Below are 16,094 nucleotides of genomic sequence, written 5' to 3'. Positions count from 1 at the left end.
CCAACCAGATTGGTTATTTGAATATCAGCAACTCAACGTTTCATTATGCCGTCATCACTTGTTAAGTGGCGTGAACCAATACTGAGTATGCTTACCGTTGCCAGAAGCCATGTTCGATTGAACCTAGAATATAGATGCAAAACTTGCCCTTACTGGGTATCTCTACAGGTGGAACGGCTATTTCAGCGCCTTGAGCTTTAACAATTGAAACCGCTGTGTCTATGTCATCCACTAGCCAGTATGGGCGAACGACCGGCGTTTCATCTGCTCGCAAAGGGGCTCGAATCCCCAAAATACAACCGTCGGGAAGCGTACCTGTTCTTGCACCACCTAACATTTCATCCGGTTCACCAAAGCGAACATTTTGAGTTAACTCATAACTTTTACATACAGACGCGACATCAGGGGTGACGACTTCAAGATAGTGAATGTTCATTCTTATTCCTTGTGATATACCCACGATACGAGTATACGCACCTAACGCCCGCAAGTTCCACTGTGAAGACTTGATAGCGAATAGCCTGAGCCCTTTTTATGGCCTCAGTAGACGATCCAATTGAGACGTTCATACCCATTATCTCGCAAGCGCAAACACCTTATTAGTAATATCCGTCAAGGTTACGCGCTGAACTCTTCTAGCGCTGATACAGCCGCTTCAGCTTTGCTCGTTTGCACAAAGATATGATCATGATAATACGCTGCAATGACATTCGCGCTAATACCTTTTGAAGCTAACTTGCTTGCGACGGCTGCGGTAAGACCAACCGCTTCCAAGCTCGAATGAACGGTTAGCGTAATTTGACGATATGAACCTTCAAACGATAACCCCGCCTTCTCTGCTACCGATTTTTCAAGGACAAGAGTTAAGCCTTCAGACTCAATAAATGTGGCGACTGGATTTAACTCAACATACGCGTTGAGTTGACCTGAAACGGTACAAAAAACGAAGTCGGCTTCGACTAAACTTGGGCTCATCGAACGCAATAGTTCATCTAAATCTGTAATACCTGACATAGTTAATATTTCCTTATATCGCTGACACCGCTTGATGTGTGAGTGACGCAGCTTAAGTAGCGAGCAACGTAATGCCGAATCTATAGCTTTGGGCCCTAGACTCTAATTTACCATTTTAACCAAAACTACCAAGCGCTAGAGACCCACGTTGAGTATTTGTTAGCGGTACTTTTCCATGACAAAATTTCTCAGAATTTGCCCGCGAATTTCTACATCTTGAGCGTTGACGACTTCAAAACCAAAGTGCTGGTAAAATGGCTTTGCGGTAATGCTAACCTCAGAGAAAAACCGTTGAATACCCTTCTCTTCCCCAATGGCTAAAACATGGTTTATGAGAGCCTTACCCACCCCCTGGCCTTGGTAATCGTGATGACAGAAAAAATGATCAATCAAACCATTTTCCTGTAAGTCTGTATAGCCAACTATGACCCCGTCGAGTTCAGCAACAAAAGGAGATAAAGCGTTCATTCGCTGCTTCCAAATAGCCAAGTCGAAATGCTCTGGAGCCCACGCTTCAACTTGAGCTTGAGTATAATCACGAATGTTAATATTGCGGATGGTATGAAAATGGATCTCCCACATTGCTCTGGTATCCGCTTCAACATACTGCCTAATCTTTATCATAATAACCGCCTCGCTTGGACACAGCTAACGCCCGATTCAATCACGAGGGACGCCCCCCCAAACTTGAGTTAATCACCGTAAACAACAGTAATCACCTTAAATAACAGTAACCACCATAAACAACTGTAACCACCGTAAACAACATTAATCAATCCATCAAGCGTCGAGTTGAACGGGTGCCAAACGTGCCAAGCGTAAAGTGGCGGATTAATCGGCTTCTTTTATGAATTTTATGCCAACCTAGTGACTATTGCCCTATAAACATGCAAACTATTCTCATTATCAACAAATGGGTGTGTTTATTATGAATATTGCAATTTGGGGCGCCGCCAGTGGCTTAGGTGCTGCTATGGTTGATCACTTCTACGAACAAGGTTTCAATGTCATCGCTATTGCAAGAGATCCAAGCAAAAACGTTAAACTCAATGATTACAACATTACTTCTGTCTGTTGTGATGCCACAGATGAAGACCAAGTTAAAAACGCCGTTTCTAGCCTACCTGAGAACACCTTTAACATCTCAACAATGGGCAGCTTCCATTCGGATAACCCCGTCGATTACATAGGGCACCGTTATTTAATCGATTCTCTAGAGCAAAGCGCTTCAAAGCGGTTGCTGTTGCTCACTTCGTTAGGTTGCGGTGATTCATGGAAATACCTTTCAGATCGAGCAAAACGAGGTTTCGGAAGCGCTGTTCGTGAAAAAACGCTGGCTGAAGCTTGGCTACAAACCAGCAATTTAGAATACACAATTCTTCGCCCAGGAGGACTAAAAGATGGAGCTCCAACGAATCAAGGAGTACTGTCACAACATAGAGAAGTTCACGGCTCTATTACTCGCGGCGAAGTTGCTCGACTAAGTCATGAACTACTGTTGAGTGACACAAGTCTTGGCCAAATTTTTCAGTGCGTTGACCCAAGTATCGAATCGTACTAAATACGCTAAATAGACAAGGGGGTTAGATTACCCCTCTATTGACATAACGTCCTACCAAGGGGTGAGTAACACTAACACGAAACTTAACCACACTACCGTAAACACAAAGCCCAACGAGGGAATGAAAAATACCAAGCGTTGGGAGTCCCTCTTTAATTAATTGCTATACAGCAGGTTTCACCTAAGTTCTTCGGACGTCATTAAATATTTCACAGGACAATTTATAGTTGTGCTGCCTAGCGATTTTCTGAGAGAAAAATAACTGTGGTAACTCATAGCAAACAAGCAATGCGAGTATAATAACTGCGCTTGAGTGACCTAGGATTAAGCCAATGATACTTATCGTTAGAAGTGACAACTCTAGGGTAAATAAACCGTACTTACCTAAATAACAGTGGTGAAAGCCACCAAGAAAAAACCAGTTCAAAGTAGCATAAGTGTCCGGATCCTTGAGCTTTCTAGACTGTCGTTTGTAAAACTCTTTCTTTTGAGCTCCAGGTAATGATGTTACTTGATTTCTCAGGAGTTCTTCATTTTTTTCCAATTGTTCAATCGGTTCAAATAAACGCATTACGGTACCTCATCATATATTTTTTCGATGAGGTCAGGCTGGTTACATCGTTTAATTCTAGCTAGCCCCAGCTTCCAGCCTTTTAAAGCCCCATATTTTTTAATACATTGTTTAGTATACTCAGAGCAAGTAGGCTCAAAATTACATTCAATGTTCAACAATTGCTTTGATCCACCGCTAGCTTGATAGCGGTGGATCAATTTTAAAGAAATATACTTAATCAAACTTAGCGTCCAAGCGTGATAATCACTGCCTCACGCTTCCAAAACAGCATAAAGCGCTTTTGCTCAACTACTTGAAATACAACTTGCCAGCCATCTTGTGCATATTTGTTTAGTTCTGCTTCCATTTTTTGCACAGGTAAACCACTCGCGCCTAACAAGATTGTTCCACAGCCACCTTCAACAATGTGAACCACTTTATACTCTGTAAAATCCGTCATCTTTATCCAAAAATTATAATAAAAACAGCATATTACAATGCCGAAGCAAGCATATCAAGGCGCATATTCAACGTTTGCTGTATCAACGCCTTACTAAGTGGCGCATGAGCCACCACTTTAATAGTGAACTTTACTAACCATACAAAAACCCCCTTGAAGAGGCTTCAAGGGGTATTGAGTGATGCTAGCGCCAAACGGCGTCGAGTTAGCGTCTAGTCATCCTAGTTTTGTCTTTAACTATTCGATTTCTTAGTGCGTTTTACAGGTAGAGAACACCGCTTGGTTAAGGCCTTCTTCTGCCTGCTTCACTGTGTCAGCACACATTGTTTCAGTGAACGCCAACGTATCATTAAAGTTGTAACTAATTTGAGCGCGTGTGTCATAGTTAGTGAACAAGAACTCGCCGTTAGAATGATTGTATACGAACTGGGTCCAAGTCGCGTAGGTCTCCCCGTTAACAGGATCAACGAGATCCTGTGGTACTAGGTTACCAGCATTGTACGTACTGAGTAGTTTACCTCGGGTTTGTGCCCAGCTTGAGCCTTCTTTAAACTCGATATGGGAAGTGTTAAATAGGCCACGTAGGTTGCGGTCAGCAGAGCTGATTGAACTTGGAATGTCTTTTGCTTTAAGGTCGCTGAGGTCAACCTTAGCAACGTTTTCACGATGGTACTGTTGCAGTGGTGCATTCGCCATGATACGAAGGTCAGACTGAGTATCACCACGGTGAACAACCATTTCGCCACCTTCATTGAGTTGAAGTAGAGCAATATCACCGGACTTATCTTGGATTGAAATATGCAAACCGTGTTGCGTGCCGTGTAGACCATCCGCCCACGCAATTTGCCATTCATTGTTATTGAAGGCGTTAACCGCTTCTTCTGTGGTTGCGTAAGACTCGGTGATATAACGAATGACATCTAGGAAACTCACCGCTGGCGCACCCGTGTCTTGGTAATCTTTAATAAATGCTTTTGAGTCGTACATATACAACAATGACGCCGCTAGACCTTCAGAGTTGATCGCATCAGATGCAACACCGTGGAAAACGTCCCACTCCATTTGGGCAATCGCGTGATATTTTGTCGTCCAGTTCATGGCGTTTTTATAGCTTGGTGTTTCAGAAGCGTTTTCAATACCTACTGGGTTAACTTGCGCAACGTTACCTAATTGATCCCCCCAATCAAGAGAGCGAACTGTTGATACACCGTGTGGTGTGTCTAAGGTAAAGCGCGAACATGCATTGGCGGTACCCGCGACAACAGCCAATGAAGCGGCTGCAACGGCGACGACGGCGATTTTATTGAATTTGAATGATTTCATAATAATGCTCTCTCAAGTTTTGGGGCTACCCTTCTCTGTATGAGTCTATTATTGCTAGTATTACTAAATCTCAAAATCGCTTAGACTAGGGGATTCCCCTACAAACTAGGATTAATCACTAAGGATAACGATGGCAGCATCTTTAGATCAACTACGTGCTTTTGTTGCAACCGCAGACAATAAAGGGATGGCTCAGGCGGCTAGGCAGCTTGGTAAGCATGTCTCCACCGTAAGAGAGCAAATTAACAACCTAGAGATAGATACTGGTCTGGAGTTGTTCATCAGGCACGCACGCTCACTAGAAGTTACGCCCCAAGGTGAGCAACTTTATAAATCGGCTATTGCAATGCTTAAAGAGGCCGCGCTTTTTGACGCCAATGTCGACAGCATTTTGCAAGGTGTACCAGATAAGCTCACCATCGCCATCGACAGCGGGCTAATCGATGTCGAGTTAGACATCCTGATTGCAAAGCTTGTGACCGATTACCCTCATATGTCCTTAAAAATACTCACCAACGACACGATGCAAATAAAAAGCTGGTTGACCTCCGGAGTCGTTGATATTGGCTTGCTCTATAACACGGTCTATTTACAGGATGAACTCGCCTCCGAGACAGCTTATTCCTTTGGTGTTTGTCGAATCACTCCAACGCAGTGGTCTCTGCCAAAAATTGTCAACGAAGATGCACTAAAAAATCAGCTCCAGCTTAGTCTGTCTTTTTTGAACGACATAGGCATGAGAGACGCTGACGTAACAAGCCATCGTTACATGCTGTGCAACAACAGCAGGCAAATACTCAATCTAGTAAAAGCAGGGGTCGGTTGGGCATATTTACCGAGGTTCGTTTGCAACCAAGCAATCGATAATAAAGAGGTAAACCTTTACCAAACGAATGATGGCGAAGTTTCAAACTGGGCGACAACCTTGGTATGGCCTAAAGAAAAAGCGATCAACCCAGCAATGCAAATGTTTATTGATGGCGTGCGCGCATTTAAAAATCGCCCCTAGAACATCGTATTTGGTGAAGGAGTCACACCCTTGCCTAGGCACTACCCACTTCTGTTTACCAACCGTTCACTTCCGCCTGCCAACCGCTCACGTCTGTCTACTAACCAATGCTTTTGACGGCGCAAAGGCAATAAAGTAGACAAGTTCTGTGGCAACGTTCGCCTGGATGTCAGGCGTTTTTATCCAGAAGATGGTGGCACGCTTGCAAAAAACAGAACCTAAATTTAGGCAACAAATTGAAAAATATAACTTTTTAAAATAAGGCGCGGCGTGACACTTCACTATACCTAATTAGAACAAGAGTTTGACGACTGAGCGACCAAACGAATTGGGGTTACCCGCGTCACGCTAGCACCTATCTAGTTACTTATCTACTTATCTACTTATCTACTTATCCACCTATCTATCCGCTATTTTATCAATAACAAATGTGATCCAGTTAAAGTATGGCAACACAAAAACTGTCACCGATCTCATTTATCCAACTAAATACTTATTTGTATTATAAGATTATGTAATATTTTATGTTAAGGCAGGCATTTGAAGGTTAAAGACCCTGAAGTATCGGTTTTAGAACTTCGTTTTCGCCTACATCGCTGCGTTTGTATGACAATAATGGATTTAATATGAAACAAACTATTCTAAAGAGCTTGGTTGCATCTTCCGTATTACTTGCGGTTGGTTGCGCGAGCACAAGCACGACGACTCCTGATTTTCCAAATAACAAAGAAACGGGTGAACCACTTTTAACGCCAGTAGCTATCACCGCTAGTAGTCACGATGGTAACGGCCCAGACCGCCTGTTTGACCAAGATTTAACAACACGTTGGTCTTCTGCTGGTGACGGCGAGTGGGCAATGTTGGACTACGGTTCTGTACAAGAATTTGACGCTGTTCAAGCATCATTCAGCAAAGGTAATGAGCGTCAGTCTATCTTCGATATTCAAGTGAGTGAAGATGGTGAAAACTGGACGACGGTTCTTGAGAATCAAATGAGTTCAGGCAAAGCAATTGGTCTAGAACGTTTCCAGTTTGAGCCAGCAGTTAAAGCACGCTACGTTAAGTACGTGGGTCACGGTAACAGCAAAAGTGGCTGGAACAGTGTAACTGAACTTGCAGCAGTGAACTGTGGTATTAACGCTTGTCCTACTAGCCACATCATCACTCCGGCGGTAGTCGCGGCAGAAGCAACGATGATCGCTGAAATGAAAGCGGCGGAAAAAGCACGTAAAGAAGCGCGCAAAGATCTGCGTTCTGGTAACTTCGGCGTAGCAGCGGTTTACCCTTGTGAAACAACCGTAAAATGTGACACACGTAGTGCACTGCCAGTACCAAAAGATCTACCAGCAACACCAGTTGCGGGTAACGCACCAAGCGAAAACTTTGATATGACTCACTGGTATCTGTCTCAACCATTCGATCATGACAAGAATGGCAAGCCAGATGACGTTTCTGAGTGGAACCTTGCAAATGGATACCAACACCCAGAAGTCTTCTACACAGCTGACGATGGTGGCTTAGTATTTAAGTCTTACGTGAAAGGTGTACGTACTTCTAAAAACACCAAGTACGCACGTACTGAACTTCGTGAAATGATGCGTCGTGGTGACCAGTCTATTAGCACTAAAGGTGTTAACAAGAATAACTGGGTATTCTCAAGTGCACCTCAAGCTGATCTAGAAGCGGCGGCAGGTATCGATGGCGTTCTAGAAGCGACATTGAAAGTAGACCATGCAACAACAACAGGTAACGCGAATGAAGTAGGTCGCTTCATCATTGGTCAGATTCACGATCAAAACGATGAGCCAATTCGTTTGTACTACCGTAAACTGCCAAACCAAGCAACGGGTGCGGTATACTTTGCACACGAAAGCCAAGACGCAACAAAAGAAGATTTCTATCCTCTAGTTGGCGACATGACGGCTGAAGTCGGTGAAGATGGTATCGCTCTTGGTGAAGTATTCAGCTACCGCATTGACGTTAAGGGCAACACGATGACTGTTACTCTAATGCGTGAAGGCCAAGACGATGTTGTACAAGTGGTTGACATGAGCAACAGCGGCTACGACGCAGGCGGAAAATACATGTACTTCAAGGCCGGTGTTTACAACCAAAACATCAGCGGCGATCTAGACGACTACTCACAAGCGACGTTCTACCAGCTAGACGTGTCTCACGATCAGTACAAAAAATAATACTCACGTATAACAATCCAACCTCCTGCTCATTGAGTAGGAGGTTTTTTTTCGTCAATCGATAGAACACATTTTCTTACTTTCTCTTCGCCGTCGCCGTCGCGGTAGCAGTAGCAGTAGCAGTAACAGTAACAGCAGCACAAAAAATCACCGCGCCAATCACGGCACTATCTTTGACCGCCTCCGCTTTCCAACTCATCTATTCAAAATAACTGCTCTTCTCTCGAACAGAGAATCAACACTTACCCACGGCACGCACAATTCACGAGGTTTGCTGTTTGTTTTTAGCACTGAGTACCACCAGCAAATCACGTATCCCATTTCTTTTAATATCGAGACTCATTGGTGTAATGCGCATTAGCCTTACCCGTACACATTGCCAAGAATATGACGGTGCGATCAATAACCTGTCAGCTCCATATAGCCGGTTCCAGAATGTGATCCTTGAATCTCGACGGGTCCTTCCCAGTACGGCACAGAAAGCGGCATTCTGGCATCTGGATTAAGCGCTGAAACGGTCAAATCAATCTGTTGTGTTGGTATCGTAAGCCGCCACTCTGTTGGATAGTCACGTCCGTCGATTGCCGTTTGCTTAATCGCGACTAAGCGGATGTCTTGCTGCCCGATAGTGGTTCCTGACCCATTTTCCTGCATCAATTTAGCGTGGGTATAATTGGCTTCCCCTGCAATTGAATTTCGCAGTTGAAACACGACTAAACTCGTCGTATCACTCAACCTTAGCGCAAACCAATCCCACCCTTGTTGTGAATCAAGCAAGAACTGCGAACTCCATTCTCGGTCGATCCAACCTTTGCCCGATACCTGATGCGTTTGTCCATCAATCGTGACTTTACCAGAGATATTAATGAACGGCTGACTGTAGTAATACGAAGCAACCTGACCATCGGCACTTTTGACGCTGTAGCCTTGCTGCCCTTGTTTTTGGTAAGGCGCACTGGACGTTAACTTGAGCGAGTAGCCAAACTGGGCTGAGTTTACATTCAACGTGGCAGGAAAAAGATCATCGGTAGCAGACATCCATTGCCAATCGTCTAGATAAACACGAAATGGTGAAGCCTCCACATCCGCAAATTCAGCGTGTTCGCGGGACCATTTTTCATCGGCGTAGTGTTTATTTTTCGTTGTAACAGCGCTGTGGGCCATATAAATTTGTTGACTGCGCCATGTACCTTTGTTGGTGCTACTCTCACTTTCTTGCGGGGCTGCAGCGAAACGAAACTGCGTCCATTGCACACCTAAAGGGCGGCCGTTTTCATCGGTTAGGTTAGCGGTTAAGTACCACCATTCGTGTCGAAAGTTAGGGTGTGCTTGATGGTCAGAAGGGAAAGCAATATCGATACCACTGACGACTTTCGTAAATGGCGCATCCTCGCTTTGTGCTGTATTTTCGCCAAGTATTACGCCCATATTTTGCGTTTGATACGATTGTGGATCTTCACAACCTATGAGTAACCAAGCGGTCAGGGTGAGTGCGACACCTCTAGGGATTCGGTTCATCACAGTACCTCACTCTGTAAACTGGATACGACAGGCTTATTCACCAAACGCCATAATGGCAACAAGGTGGCCATCACCGCGACCAAGATGGTGATGGCGGCAATGCTCAATGCATCCCCCCAATTCCATACGTATTGTAAGCTCCAACCAAAGGCTCGTAGAGTGACCATATCTGTCAACACATAGCCGACGATGGCGCCAAGTGGCAGAGCGATAACAAGAGTAAAACTGACCAGAACAACGATTTGTCCCACGACCATCCCCATTAGTCGTCGACGGCTGACGCCAAGCGCATACAGCCTCGCAATAGCGGCTTTGCGTGCCTCGAGCAACATAAAACAAGCGCAGAACAATCCCACTACGGCCACCATTAGAGTGACACTATTGAGCGCCCGCGTGATGGCAAAGGTTTGTGAGAATATGTCTAAAGCAATGGACTTGATTTGTGTTTGATCGTAAAGCTGACTGGGGTGCAAATTCAGTTGTTGGCGAAGTTGTTCGTACGCGACTTGTTGGTCGCCAGAAACTTGAATTCCAAGGCTCGTGGGTACGTCAGTAAAACCACTCTCAAACCACAATTTAGGGGCAAGTAAGACTTCGCCATTTGGCGAGCCGTAATCGTGGAAAATAGCGCCAACTTTTAGTTTTTTTCCTTGAACGGCGTCTAACGTGAGTTCACTACCAAGCAGTAAGCCAAGTTTGACCGCTGTGGGTTCGCTGATCGCGACCACCTCCCCTTGGTAAAAGCGTGGCCAAAAGGTATCCACTTGCGATTTAAATACCATGGTTTGCTCTAGCGTGTCTCGGTCTTTGGTGCCGAGTAAAATGGGCAAACCTTGCAAATTATCGTCGACGTAATATTGCTTGTAGATGGTTTCAACGTTATCAAACTGCGCAAGTGCGCGTTCTACATTCGCGATCTCACCTTGGGCAGGACTGACGTAAATGTCAGCATGTAACCGCTGTTCAAGCCACTGTTTTAAGGTAAATTCAAAGCTGCCCACCAAAGTATTCATCCCTATGTTGGCGGTAACTGCGAGAAGTAATGCCATCATGGCAAGAGAAAGAGGAGCAATCAGCTCGCGCAGTTCAGCAAACAGATACTGCATCAACCCCGACTTGGTACGCCGCTCGCTCCAATGTGCTAACAGACTTAACGTTTTAGGGACATATAAAGGAATCGATACCACTAACAGTCCGAGCCACCCCATAGTAAAGCGATGATGCTCACTTAACCACAATCCTGATAACGCGAGAGCCGTCAACACAGTGCCGATGATAAACAACACGCCTTCGTTTGACGCCTCCGGCATCTGGTAAAACCCACCGTGTGATGCAAGTGGCTGACGTACCCGCTGCTTAAAATGTTGCCAACAAGCCACAAGCGTAGCGGCCAGCGTGAGTATTAACGCTTGTAGTAGCCACTGCCACTGCCATGTGCCGGGCAGCAATGTTGCGCCATAAAGTTGTTCAAGGGTTATCGCCACGGTCGGATGTAGCCAGTGACTGAGTTGAATGCCCAACAAAAATCCAATTGAAGCGCCGATTGTGACCAGTATCGTCAGCTCGATAAGGAGTGCTGAGAATACAAAATTTGGCGCAATACCCGCTTGCTGAATTTGCACCAATAGCCGATTTCGCTTGAGCAAGCTGTACTTCACACCGTTGTAAGCGATGAACAGGCCAACTAAAAATGCTAATAAACTCATGGCCGTTAGATTAAGGTGAAAACTATCGGTAATCGAACCAAGATCCGTGCTTTGGTTATTGACGATCCATTGCCCTTGCGCGCCTACTAGGCTCTGCCATTTTTGTTGTGTGTTGTTATTCCTATCAAACACAGCGATATAGCTAAGCCGCCCTTGCTTACCTAGGAGCTGCTGAGCGAAACCAATGTCCATTAACATTCTGCTACCCAGTTGCCATTCATCGGGTAACACCACCACTTTGGTGCTAGTTTCATCCAGAGTCAGGGTGTCTACTTCGCCCAAGATTTGGTGTTGCGATTGGCTCATCATCACAATGGGCTTGCCCGCCAAAAGTTGAGGCAACGGCAAGGCGTTATTAAACAAAGAAATATTTTCATCGCTACCGTTCTGGTTAGTTGCCGCATAACGAGAACGTGATGTGAGCGCAGCGATCAGATCGCTACCTTGCACCGACCAACGGCGACCTTGCTTATCTCTGACACGACCTTCTATCACAGGAAGCGCCGCGCTTAATCCATGCTGTCTTAGGTTGAAATAAAGCGATTCTGGTAAGTCGTTTTGCCCAGCAGGTGGAATAATCATGTTCTGTGCTTGGGCGCTGAGTTGCTCGGTGGATTCGGCGTAGCTTCGTTTGGCATTAAGGTTAATGGCTTGCACGGCGACAAATAAGGTCACGGCAAGTACGATCCCTATTAGAATCGCCGCCGCTTGCAATGGGGATTGACGGTAGTGCTCAGCAAATAAATTGAGAGCGACTTTGGTGTGGGAGAGCCTAGTTTGCTTCATGGTGTGGCTCGAGATTCTTCGCTTCAGGGTACCCATTTTTTTGTTGAACGACCTTCAAGCGAGTGTCAGTCAAATGGCCATTATCTAAAACAAGCTGTGTCTGCATAAAATCGGCACACTCTGAGCTGTGAGTCACCAAAAGCACCGCCGTGTTGCCTTGTGTGGTAATTTCCTTCAGTAACTTCATTACCTCTAACCCTGCTTTTTGATCGAGATTTCCTGTGGGTTCATCGGCAAGCAACAATTTGGGTTTGTGTGCCAATGCACGCGCTATCGCCACTCGCTGCTGCTGACCACCGGAGAGAGCAGCAACATGCCGATTGAGCAGATCACTGATGCCTAATTTTTCCACCAAATAATCACACCAATCGCTCCATTCTTGTTGATTCAAGTGCAGGGGAAAGGCGATATTTTGCTTGACGTTGAGAGGGGTTAATAGATTGAACTGTTGGAAGATAACGCCCAGCTTTTGATAGCGGAATCGACTCCACTGGCGATCTTTCCAGTCGGCAGTGTTATCGCCATCTAACCATAGCTCCCCCTCTGAAAGCGGTTCAAAGCCCGCTATAACGTTGAGTAAGGTACTTTTACCGCTGCCACTGGCACCCGTTAAGGCCACACTTGCACCCGTTGTAAGGGTAAAGTCGACACCGTCCAGCACACGATGGGTTTCTTTGCCATCAACAAAGTTTTTTCTGGCGTGGTTGAGTGTCACGATGGGGCTGGTCATTTCTACTCCCTACAATGAGAAGGTACTGTTTTTTTAGGCAACGGTCACGATGGTTAGCTCTATGAAACTTTAGACAATAATTCAAAAAAGACCGCGATTAACATCGACTTATTAGTCACTTGTACTGCGAAAGTGAGGATATAGATTAACGTGAGGGAAACAGAGTTACTAAAAAACCATGATCGGATAACGATAATTGGATAGCTATAACCGGATAACTATAACTTGATAGCTATAACCGGATAACCATTATGTTGGCTTGCTATCTATTCGATGCCTCAAACGCCCTACAACAGTAAAATTGACCCGGTTTATTAACCCCAGTTTGGGATACACGAGATTCTTTGAAGCGCCTTTTTTACGAAGTGGCGACCAATTAGCATCGAGTAGAGCGTGCTCTGCTACAAGCTCTCATCCAATAAGCCAAATTGCCGCCACTCCCCTACCAAATAATATAACGTGATTTAATCACTGACTTTCAATAGGCTAGGCTCTTTAGGTGATCGCTTTGAAAAGTACCCCGCGACGATGGAGCCCGATATGTTGTGCCAAACGGAAAAAAGTGAACCCGCCACAGCCGATGCCGGTGTGAAGAATTTCAACGCTAACGCGGTGGCTAATCCTGAGTTCTGTAACCCCACTTCAAATGCTATGGTGCGACATACTTTCTCTTCAAACCCCATGGCTTTGGAGATAAAGTAGCCGGCCGTTAGACCAAAGCCATTATGCATAATGACCGCTAACATAACGATAGGTCCTACCGCCGCTAATTTACTTCCCGTTAAAGCAACCACAATCGCCACCACTAAAATAATGGCGATCATCGAAATAAGCGGTAACAGCGGTTCAACTTTACTGACCGCTTTATTGAAAAAGACATTACATAAAACGCCAATCGACACAGGTAAGAATACAATCTTAAATAGGCTTTGAATCATGCCGAGAACTGGAATATCGACACTCTGCCCCATAATCAATTCAATAATGAACGGTGTCAAAATCACACCTAAAAATGTAGATAATGCCGTCATGGTGATGGAAAGCGCAACATCGCCTTTTGCTAAATAGCACATCACATTTGAAGAGGTTCCACCCGCAACCGTGCCCACCAAAACCATGCCGAGTGTCAATTCAGGAGAGAAGCTTAGTATCAAACTAATCAGCAAGGCTGCTGTCGGCATAACCGTAAATTGCAACACTAGACCCAAGCCTACGGCTTTTTTATTTTTAATTGCCGCCAAGAAATCTGAAGGTTTTAAGGTTAACCCCATTGCTAACATAATGACGGTCAATAAAGGCACTATCATGGGGCTTTGAGACGCAAAAGGGGCAGGCATAACAAACGCAATGATTGAGCAAAGGATTGCCCAAAGTGGAAATAGGGTAATAATTTTAGCGAGCATGGGTAGAACATCCGTGTGATAAGTAGCTAAAAAACGATTACAACCAATACATTGCTGTAATGTTAACGAGTTATTAAATTAGCAGGGTTTATCAATATCCATCAATCAATATTTGAATTTAAATTCAAATGACCAATCCACATAAAAATGAAGAGAGATTAGTATCAAGACGTTTGTGAGATTGGTATCAAGAGGTTTTTTGACTTCATTCATGTGTTTTGGCGAAGCTGCAATGATTTTTCCCTTAGTAAAATACGAATCCCCAGTAAAATACGAACGTTTTTCCAACGCAGTCGTAATCTGTAGACGACCTCCCTGTGCTCTATTGAATTCCCAAAAGCAACACGTCGGTTGCCTCAATGGCATGTTGCTCAATTTGTTGCTCATTCAGAACCGACATCCCCAATAACGCCTCAGAGCGAGGGGCTAACAGCATACCAATCCAAAGTTCAATCTTGGTATGAGGCTGGCGTAATTTAAACCGTTCAACAAAGAAGACATTTAACGAACGGTTGGTGTCGTCCGGGCCCATGCGCATAAAACGCTGGACGATTTCAGGTTCTTGGACCGCTTCTGCAATCAATAGTCGTTGCACCGCAATATGTTCTTGCGATAAATGAAACTTCATAAACTCACTTGCAAACGCAATCAGTGCATCTCGAGTGCTTTCCAGTGCGAGATGTTGAGAATATCGATCATTATAGTTTTCACCGATCTGTTGCAAAGTTGCTTGGAAAAGCTCGATTTTGGAAGGGAAATAGCGATAGAGCGTTTGCTTTGTTATCTTCGCTTGCACTGCTATGCCATCCATACTGGCAGAGCTATAACCCTCGGATAAAAAGACAGACTTTGCAGCAGCCAAGATAGCCTGCTTTTTCTTTTCTTTATTTTGCGCAATTTTACTCATCCGCTTCCTTCCTCAAAAAATATAGATCATACCCACTGGTATTATTTTTGTTGACACAATAACAACAAAAAATCATACTCGCCAGTATGATTTTTTTACAGGGGTACATCATGACTGTTTTTTCTCTTCCTTCTTTGGCGGTAAAGAATAGCCGCACAACCGGTTTTATGGTTGCACTTATAGGCGCAGTATTGATGAGTATCGATCCGATATTTATCCGCTTCGCTGGCGTTAGTGGTTTTGATACTGCATTTCTTTTCGGGTTATTTAGCGCTATCTCAATGCCAATTTTGCTCAAGATAAACGACAAACGTGGCATTAGAAAAGCCGTGGTTCAAAGTGGTTGGCCGTTACTGTTCGCTGGTGTCTTGATGGTAGGCAGTGCGACGGGCTTGGTATTTAGTATCAAGAACACCTCGATTGCTAATACCTTCGTGATTCTGAGCGCTTCCCCAGCCGTCGCAGCAATATTTAGTTGGTTACTGTTACGTGAAAAAACCAGCCGCTCGACAGTTTTGGCGATTATCTCTGTCATGGTAGGCATTGGCGTTGTTGTTTCAGGATCGTTTAGTTCAGGAAGCTGGTTTGGCGATGCTTTGGCTGTTTTCTCGGTGATCTGCCTGTCGCTAATGTTCACCTTGCTGCGGAAATATCAAGATGTGAGTAGATTGGCGAGCGTAGCGTTGGGCGGCGTGTTACTTACCATTACCATGGCATTTTTCGCAGAGCCGAGTACCTACAGCACAAATACTTGGCTAATTATGGCAGCAATGGGATTGTTTACCGCGCCATTAGGTAGAGTGATGTCGATGGTGGCAACTCGTTATATCACGGCAGCAGAAGTCTCGATGACTTTGATGTTAGAAACCGTGCTCGCACCCGTATGGGGATTTCTATTCTTCTCTGAGATACCTGCCACAACCAGT

General features: G+C 44.9%; 17 protein-coding genes. 4 read left to right on the top strand and 13 right to left on the bottom strand.

All coding sequences use genetic code 11. The features are described from left to right. Nucleotides 1–91: 91 nt before the first annotated feature. The 3 genes from M9196_RS05645 to M9196_RS05635 form a co-directional block, all read right to left on the bottom strand. Nucleotides 92–436 (bottom strand): VOC family protein, encoded by a 345-nt coding sequence (locus M9196_RS05645; protein WP_250616557.1) that lies wholly within the window; start codon nt 434–436, stop codon nt 92–94. Nucleotides 437–618: 182 nt separating this feature from the next. After that, on the bottom strand, nt 619–1,014 hold the full coding sequence (locus M9196_RS05640; RefSeq protein ID WP_250616556.1) for an ACT domain-containing protein: 396 nt from the start codon (nt 1,012–1,014) through the stop codon (nt 619–621). Between the two features lie 159 nt (nt 1,015–1,173). After that, the gene (locus tag M9196_RS05635; RefSeq protein ID WP_250616555.1) at nt 1,174–1,638 is read right to left on the bottom strand and encodes a GNAT family N-acetyltransferase; all 465 of its coding nucleotides are present in this window, start codon (nt 1,636–1,638) and stop codon (nt 1,174–1,176) included. Between the two features lie 301 nt (nt 1,639–1,939). Here M9196_RS05635 and M9196_RS05630 point away from each other — a divergent pair, with 301 nt between their 5' ends. Beyond that, nucleotides 1,940–2,575 carry an SDR family NAD(P)-dependent oxidoreductase gene (locus tag M9196_RS05630; RefSeq protein ID WP_250616815.1) on the top strand — a complete coding sequence of 212 codons (636 nt, stop codon included), beginning with the start codon at nt 1,940–1,942 and terminating at the stop codon, nt 2,573–2,575. Nucleotides 2,576–2,756: 181 nt separating this feature from the next. Here M9196_RS05630 and M9196_RS05625 read toward each other — a convergent pair whose 3' ends face one another. The 4 genes from M9196_RS05625 to M9196_RS05610 all read right to left on the bottom strand — a co-directional run bounded on the left by M9196_RS05625 (nt 2,757) and on the right by M9196_RS05610 (nt 4,911). Next, on the bottom strand, nt 2,757–3,146 hold the full coding sequence (locus M9196_RS05625; protein WP_250616554.1) for a hypothetical protein: 390 nt from the start codon (nt 3,144–3,146) through the stop codon (nt 2,757–2,759). Further along, nucleotides 3,146–3,370 carry a membrane protein insertion efficiency factor YidD gene (gene yidD, locus M9196_RS05620; RefSeq protein WP_284677106.1) on the bottom strand — a complete coding sequence of 75 codons (225 nt, stop codon included), beginning with the start codon at nt 3,368–3,370 and terminating at the stop codon, nt 3,146–3,148. The genes M9196_RS05625 and yidD overlap by 1 nt, the downstream gene beginning before the upstream one ends. 2 nt (nt 3,371–3,372) lie before the next feature. Then, nucleotides 3,373–3,588, bottom strand: a complete 216-nt coding sequence (locus M9196_RS05615; RefSeq protein WP_250616553.1) for a DUF4177 domain-containing protein — start codon at nt 3,586–3,588, stop codon at nt 3,373–3,375. Nucleotides 3,589–3,837: 249 nt separating this feature from the next. Next, complete coding sequence (locus tag M9196_RS05610; RefSeq protein ID WP_250616552.1) at nt 3,838–4,911, bottom strand: linear amide C-N hydrolase; 1,074 nt, start codon at nt 4,909–4,911, stop codon at nt 3,838–3,840. Nucleotides 4,912–5,041: 130 nt separating this feature from the next. On the opposite strand from M9196_RS05610, the gene M9196_RS05605 reads away from it, so the two are divergent. Together M9196_RS05605 and M9196_RS05600 are read left to right on the top strand one after the other, a co-directional pair. Next, nucleotides 5,042–5,920 carry a LysR family transcriptional regulator gene (locus M9196_RS05605; protein WP_250616551.1) on the top strand — a complete coding sequence of 293 codons (879 nt, stop codon included), beginning with the start codon at nt 5,042–5,044 and terminating at the stop codon, nt 5,918–5,920. 626 nt (nt 5,921–6,546) lie between these two features. Continuing rightward, nucleotides 6,547–8,115, top strand: coding sequence for a polysaccharide lyase family 7 protein (locus M9196_RS05600; protein WP_250616550.1), 1,569 nt, complete (start codon nt 6,547–6,549; stop codon nt 8,113–8,115). A 76-nt stretch (nt 8,116–8,191) separates the two neighbouring features. Here the strand turns inward: M9196_RS05600 and M9196_RS23480 are convergent, their stop codons facing one another. The 6 genes from M9196_RS23480 to M9196_RS05575 all read right to left on the bottom strand — a co-directional run bounded on the left by M9196_RS23480 (nt 8,192) and on the right by M9196_RS05575 (nt 15,168). After that, nucleotides 8,192–8,314: a hypothetical protein gene (locus M9196_RS23480; RefSeq protein WP_284677105.1), complete on the bottom strand. Its 123-nt coding sequence runs from the start codon at nt 8,312–8,314 to the stop codon at nt 8,192–8,194. A 200-nt stretch (nt 8,315–8,514) separates the two neighbouring features. After that, entirely contained in the window at nt 8,515–9,633 is a 1,119-nt protein-coding gene (locus tag M9196_RS05595) for a lipocalin-like domain-containing protein (protein WP_250616549.1), read from the bottom strand. After that, the gene (locus tag M9196_RS05590) at nt 9,633–12,128 is read right to left on the bottom strand and encodes an ABC transporter permease (RefSeq protein WP_250616548.1); all 2,496 of its coding nucleotides are present in this window, start codon (nt 12,126–12,128) and stop codon (nt 9,633–9,635) included. The genes M9196_RS05595 and M9196_RS05590 overlap by 1 nt, the downstream gene beginning before the upstream one ends. After that, nucleotides 12,115–12,858, bottom strand: a complete 744-nt coding sequence (locus M9196_RS05585; protein WP_250616547.1) for an ABC transporter ATP-binding protein — start codon at nt 12,856–12,858, stop codon at nt 12,115–12,117. Before M9196_RS05585 ends, M9196_RS05590 begins: the two co-directional genes overlap by 14 nt. Nucleotides 12,859–13,322: 464 nt before the next feature. Beyond that, nucleotides 13,323–14,261: a bile acid:sodium symporter family protein gene (locus M9196_RS05580; RefSeq protein ID WP_250616546.1), complete on the bottom strand. Its 939-nt coding sequence runs from the start codon at nt 14,259–14,261 to the stop codon at nt 13,323–13,325. 322 nt (nt 14,262–14,583) lie between these two features. After that, nucleotides 14,584–15,168, bottom strand: a complete 585-nt coding sequence (locus M9196_RS05575) for a TetR/AcrR family transcriptional regulator (protein WP_250616545.1) — start codon at nt 15,166–15,168, stop codon at nt 14,584–14,586. A 110-nt stretch (nt 15,169–15,278) separates the two neighbouring features. Between M9196_RS05575 and M9196_RS05570 the strand changes: the two genes are divergently transcribed. Then, the coding region (locus M9196_RS05570; protein ID WP_250616544.1) for a DMT family transporter at nt 15,279–16,094 on the top strand (816 nt) is incomplete at its 3' end.

The sequence above is a fragment of the Vibrio methylphosphonaticus genome (assembly GCF_023634655.1).
Classification (GTDB): domain Bacteria; phylum Pseudomonadota; class Gammaproteobacteria; order Enterobacterales; family Vibrionaceae; genus Vibrio; species Vibrio methylphosphonaticus.
The sequence above is the reverse complement of the archived record's forward strand: the minus strand, read 5'-3'. Positions and strand labels throughout refer to the sequence as shown.

Excerpts from the sequence above, each read along its gene's own strand:
- M9196_RS23480 (WP_284677105.1), bottom strand. The coding sequence starts at position 8,314 with ATGAGTTGGAAAGCGGAGGCGGTCAAAGATAGTGCCGTGATTGGCGCG.
- M9196_RS05645 (WP_250616557.1), bottom strand. The coding sequence starts at position 436 with ATGAACATTCACTATCTTGAAGTCGTCACCCCTGATGTCGCGTCTGTA.
- M9196_RS05595 (WP_250616549.1), bottom strand. The coding sequence starts at position 9,633 with ATGAACCGAATCCCTAGAGGTGTCGCACTCACCCTGACCGCTTGGTTA.
- M9196_RS05590 (WP_250616548.1), bottom strand. The coding sequence starts at position 12,128 with ATGAAGCAAACTAGGCTCTCCCACACCAAAGTCGCTCTCAATTTATTT.
- M9196_RS05585 (WP_250616547.1), bottom strand. The coding sequence starts at position 12,858 with ATGACCAGCCCCATCGTGACACTCAACCACGCCAGAAAAAACTTTGTT.
- M9196_RS05580 (WP_250616546.1), bottom strand. The coding sequence starts at position 14,261 with ATGCTCGCTAAAATTATTACCCTATTTCCACTTTGGGCAATCCTTTGC.
- M9196_RS05615 (WP_250616553.1), bottom strand. The coding sequence starts at position 3,588 with ATGACGGATTTTACAGAGTATAAAGTGGTTCACATTGTTGAAGGTGGC.
- M9196_RS05635 (WP_250616555.1), bottom strand. The coding sequence starts at position 1,638 with ATGATAAAGATTAGGCAGTATGTTGAAGCGGATACCAGAGCAATGTGG.
- M9196_RS05625 (WP_250616554.1), bottom strand. The coding sequence starts at position 3,146 with ATGCGTTTATTTGAACCGATTGAACAATTGGAAAAAAATGAAGAACTC.
- M9196_RS05600 (WP_250616550.1), top strand. The coding sequence starts at position 6,547 with ATGAAACAAACTATTCTAAAGAGCTTGGTTGCATCTTCCGTATTACTT.
- M9196_RS05610 (WP_250616552.1), bottom strand. The coding sequence starts at position 4,911 with ATGAAATCATTCAAATTCAATAAAATCGCCGTCGTCGCCGTTGCAGCC.
- M9196_RS05640 (WP_250616556.1), bottom strand. The coding sequence starts at position 1,014 with ATGTCAGGTATTACAGATTTAGATGAACTATTGCGTTCGATGAGCCCA.
- M9196_RS05575 (WP_250616545.1), bottom strand. The coding sequence starts at position 15,168 with ATGAGTAAAATTGCGCAAAATAAAGAAAAGAAAAAGCAGGCTATCTTG.
- M9196_RS05605 (WP_250616551.1), top strand. The coding sequence starts at position 5,042 with ATGGCAGCATCTTTAGATCAACTACGTGCTTTTGTTGCAACCGCAGAC.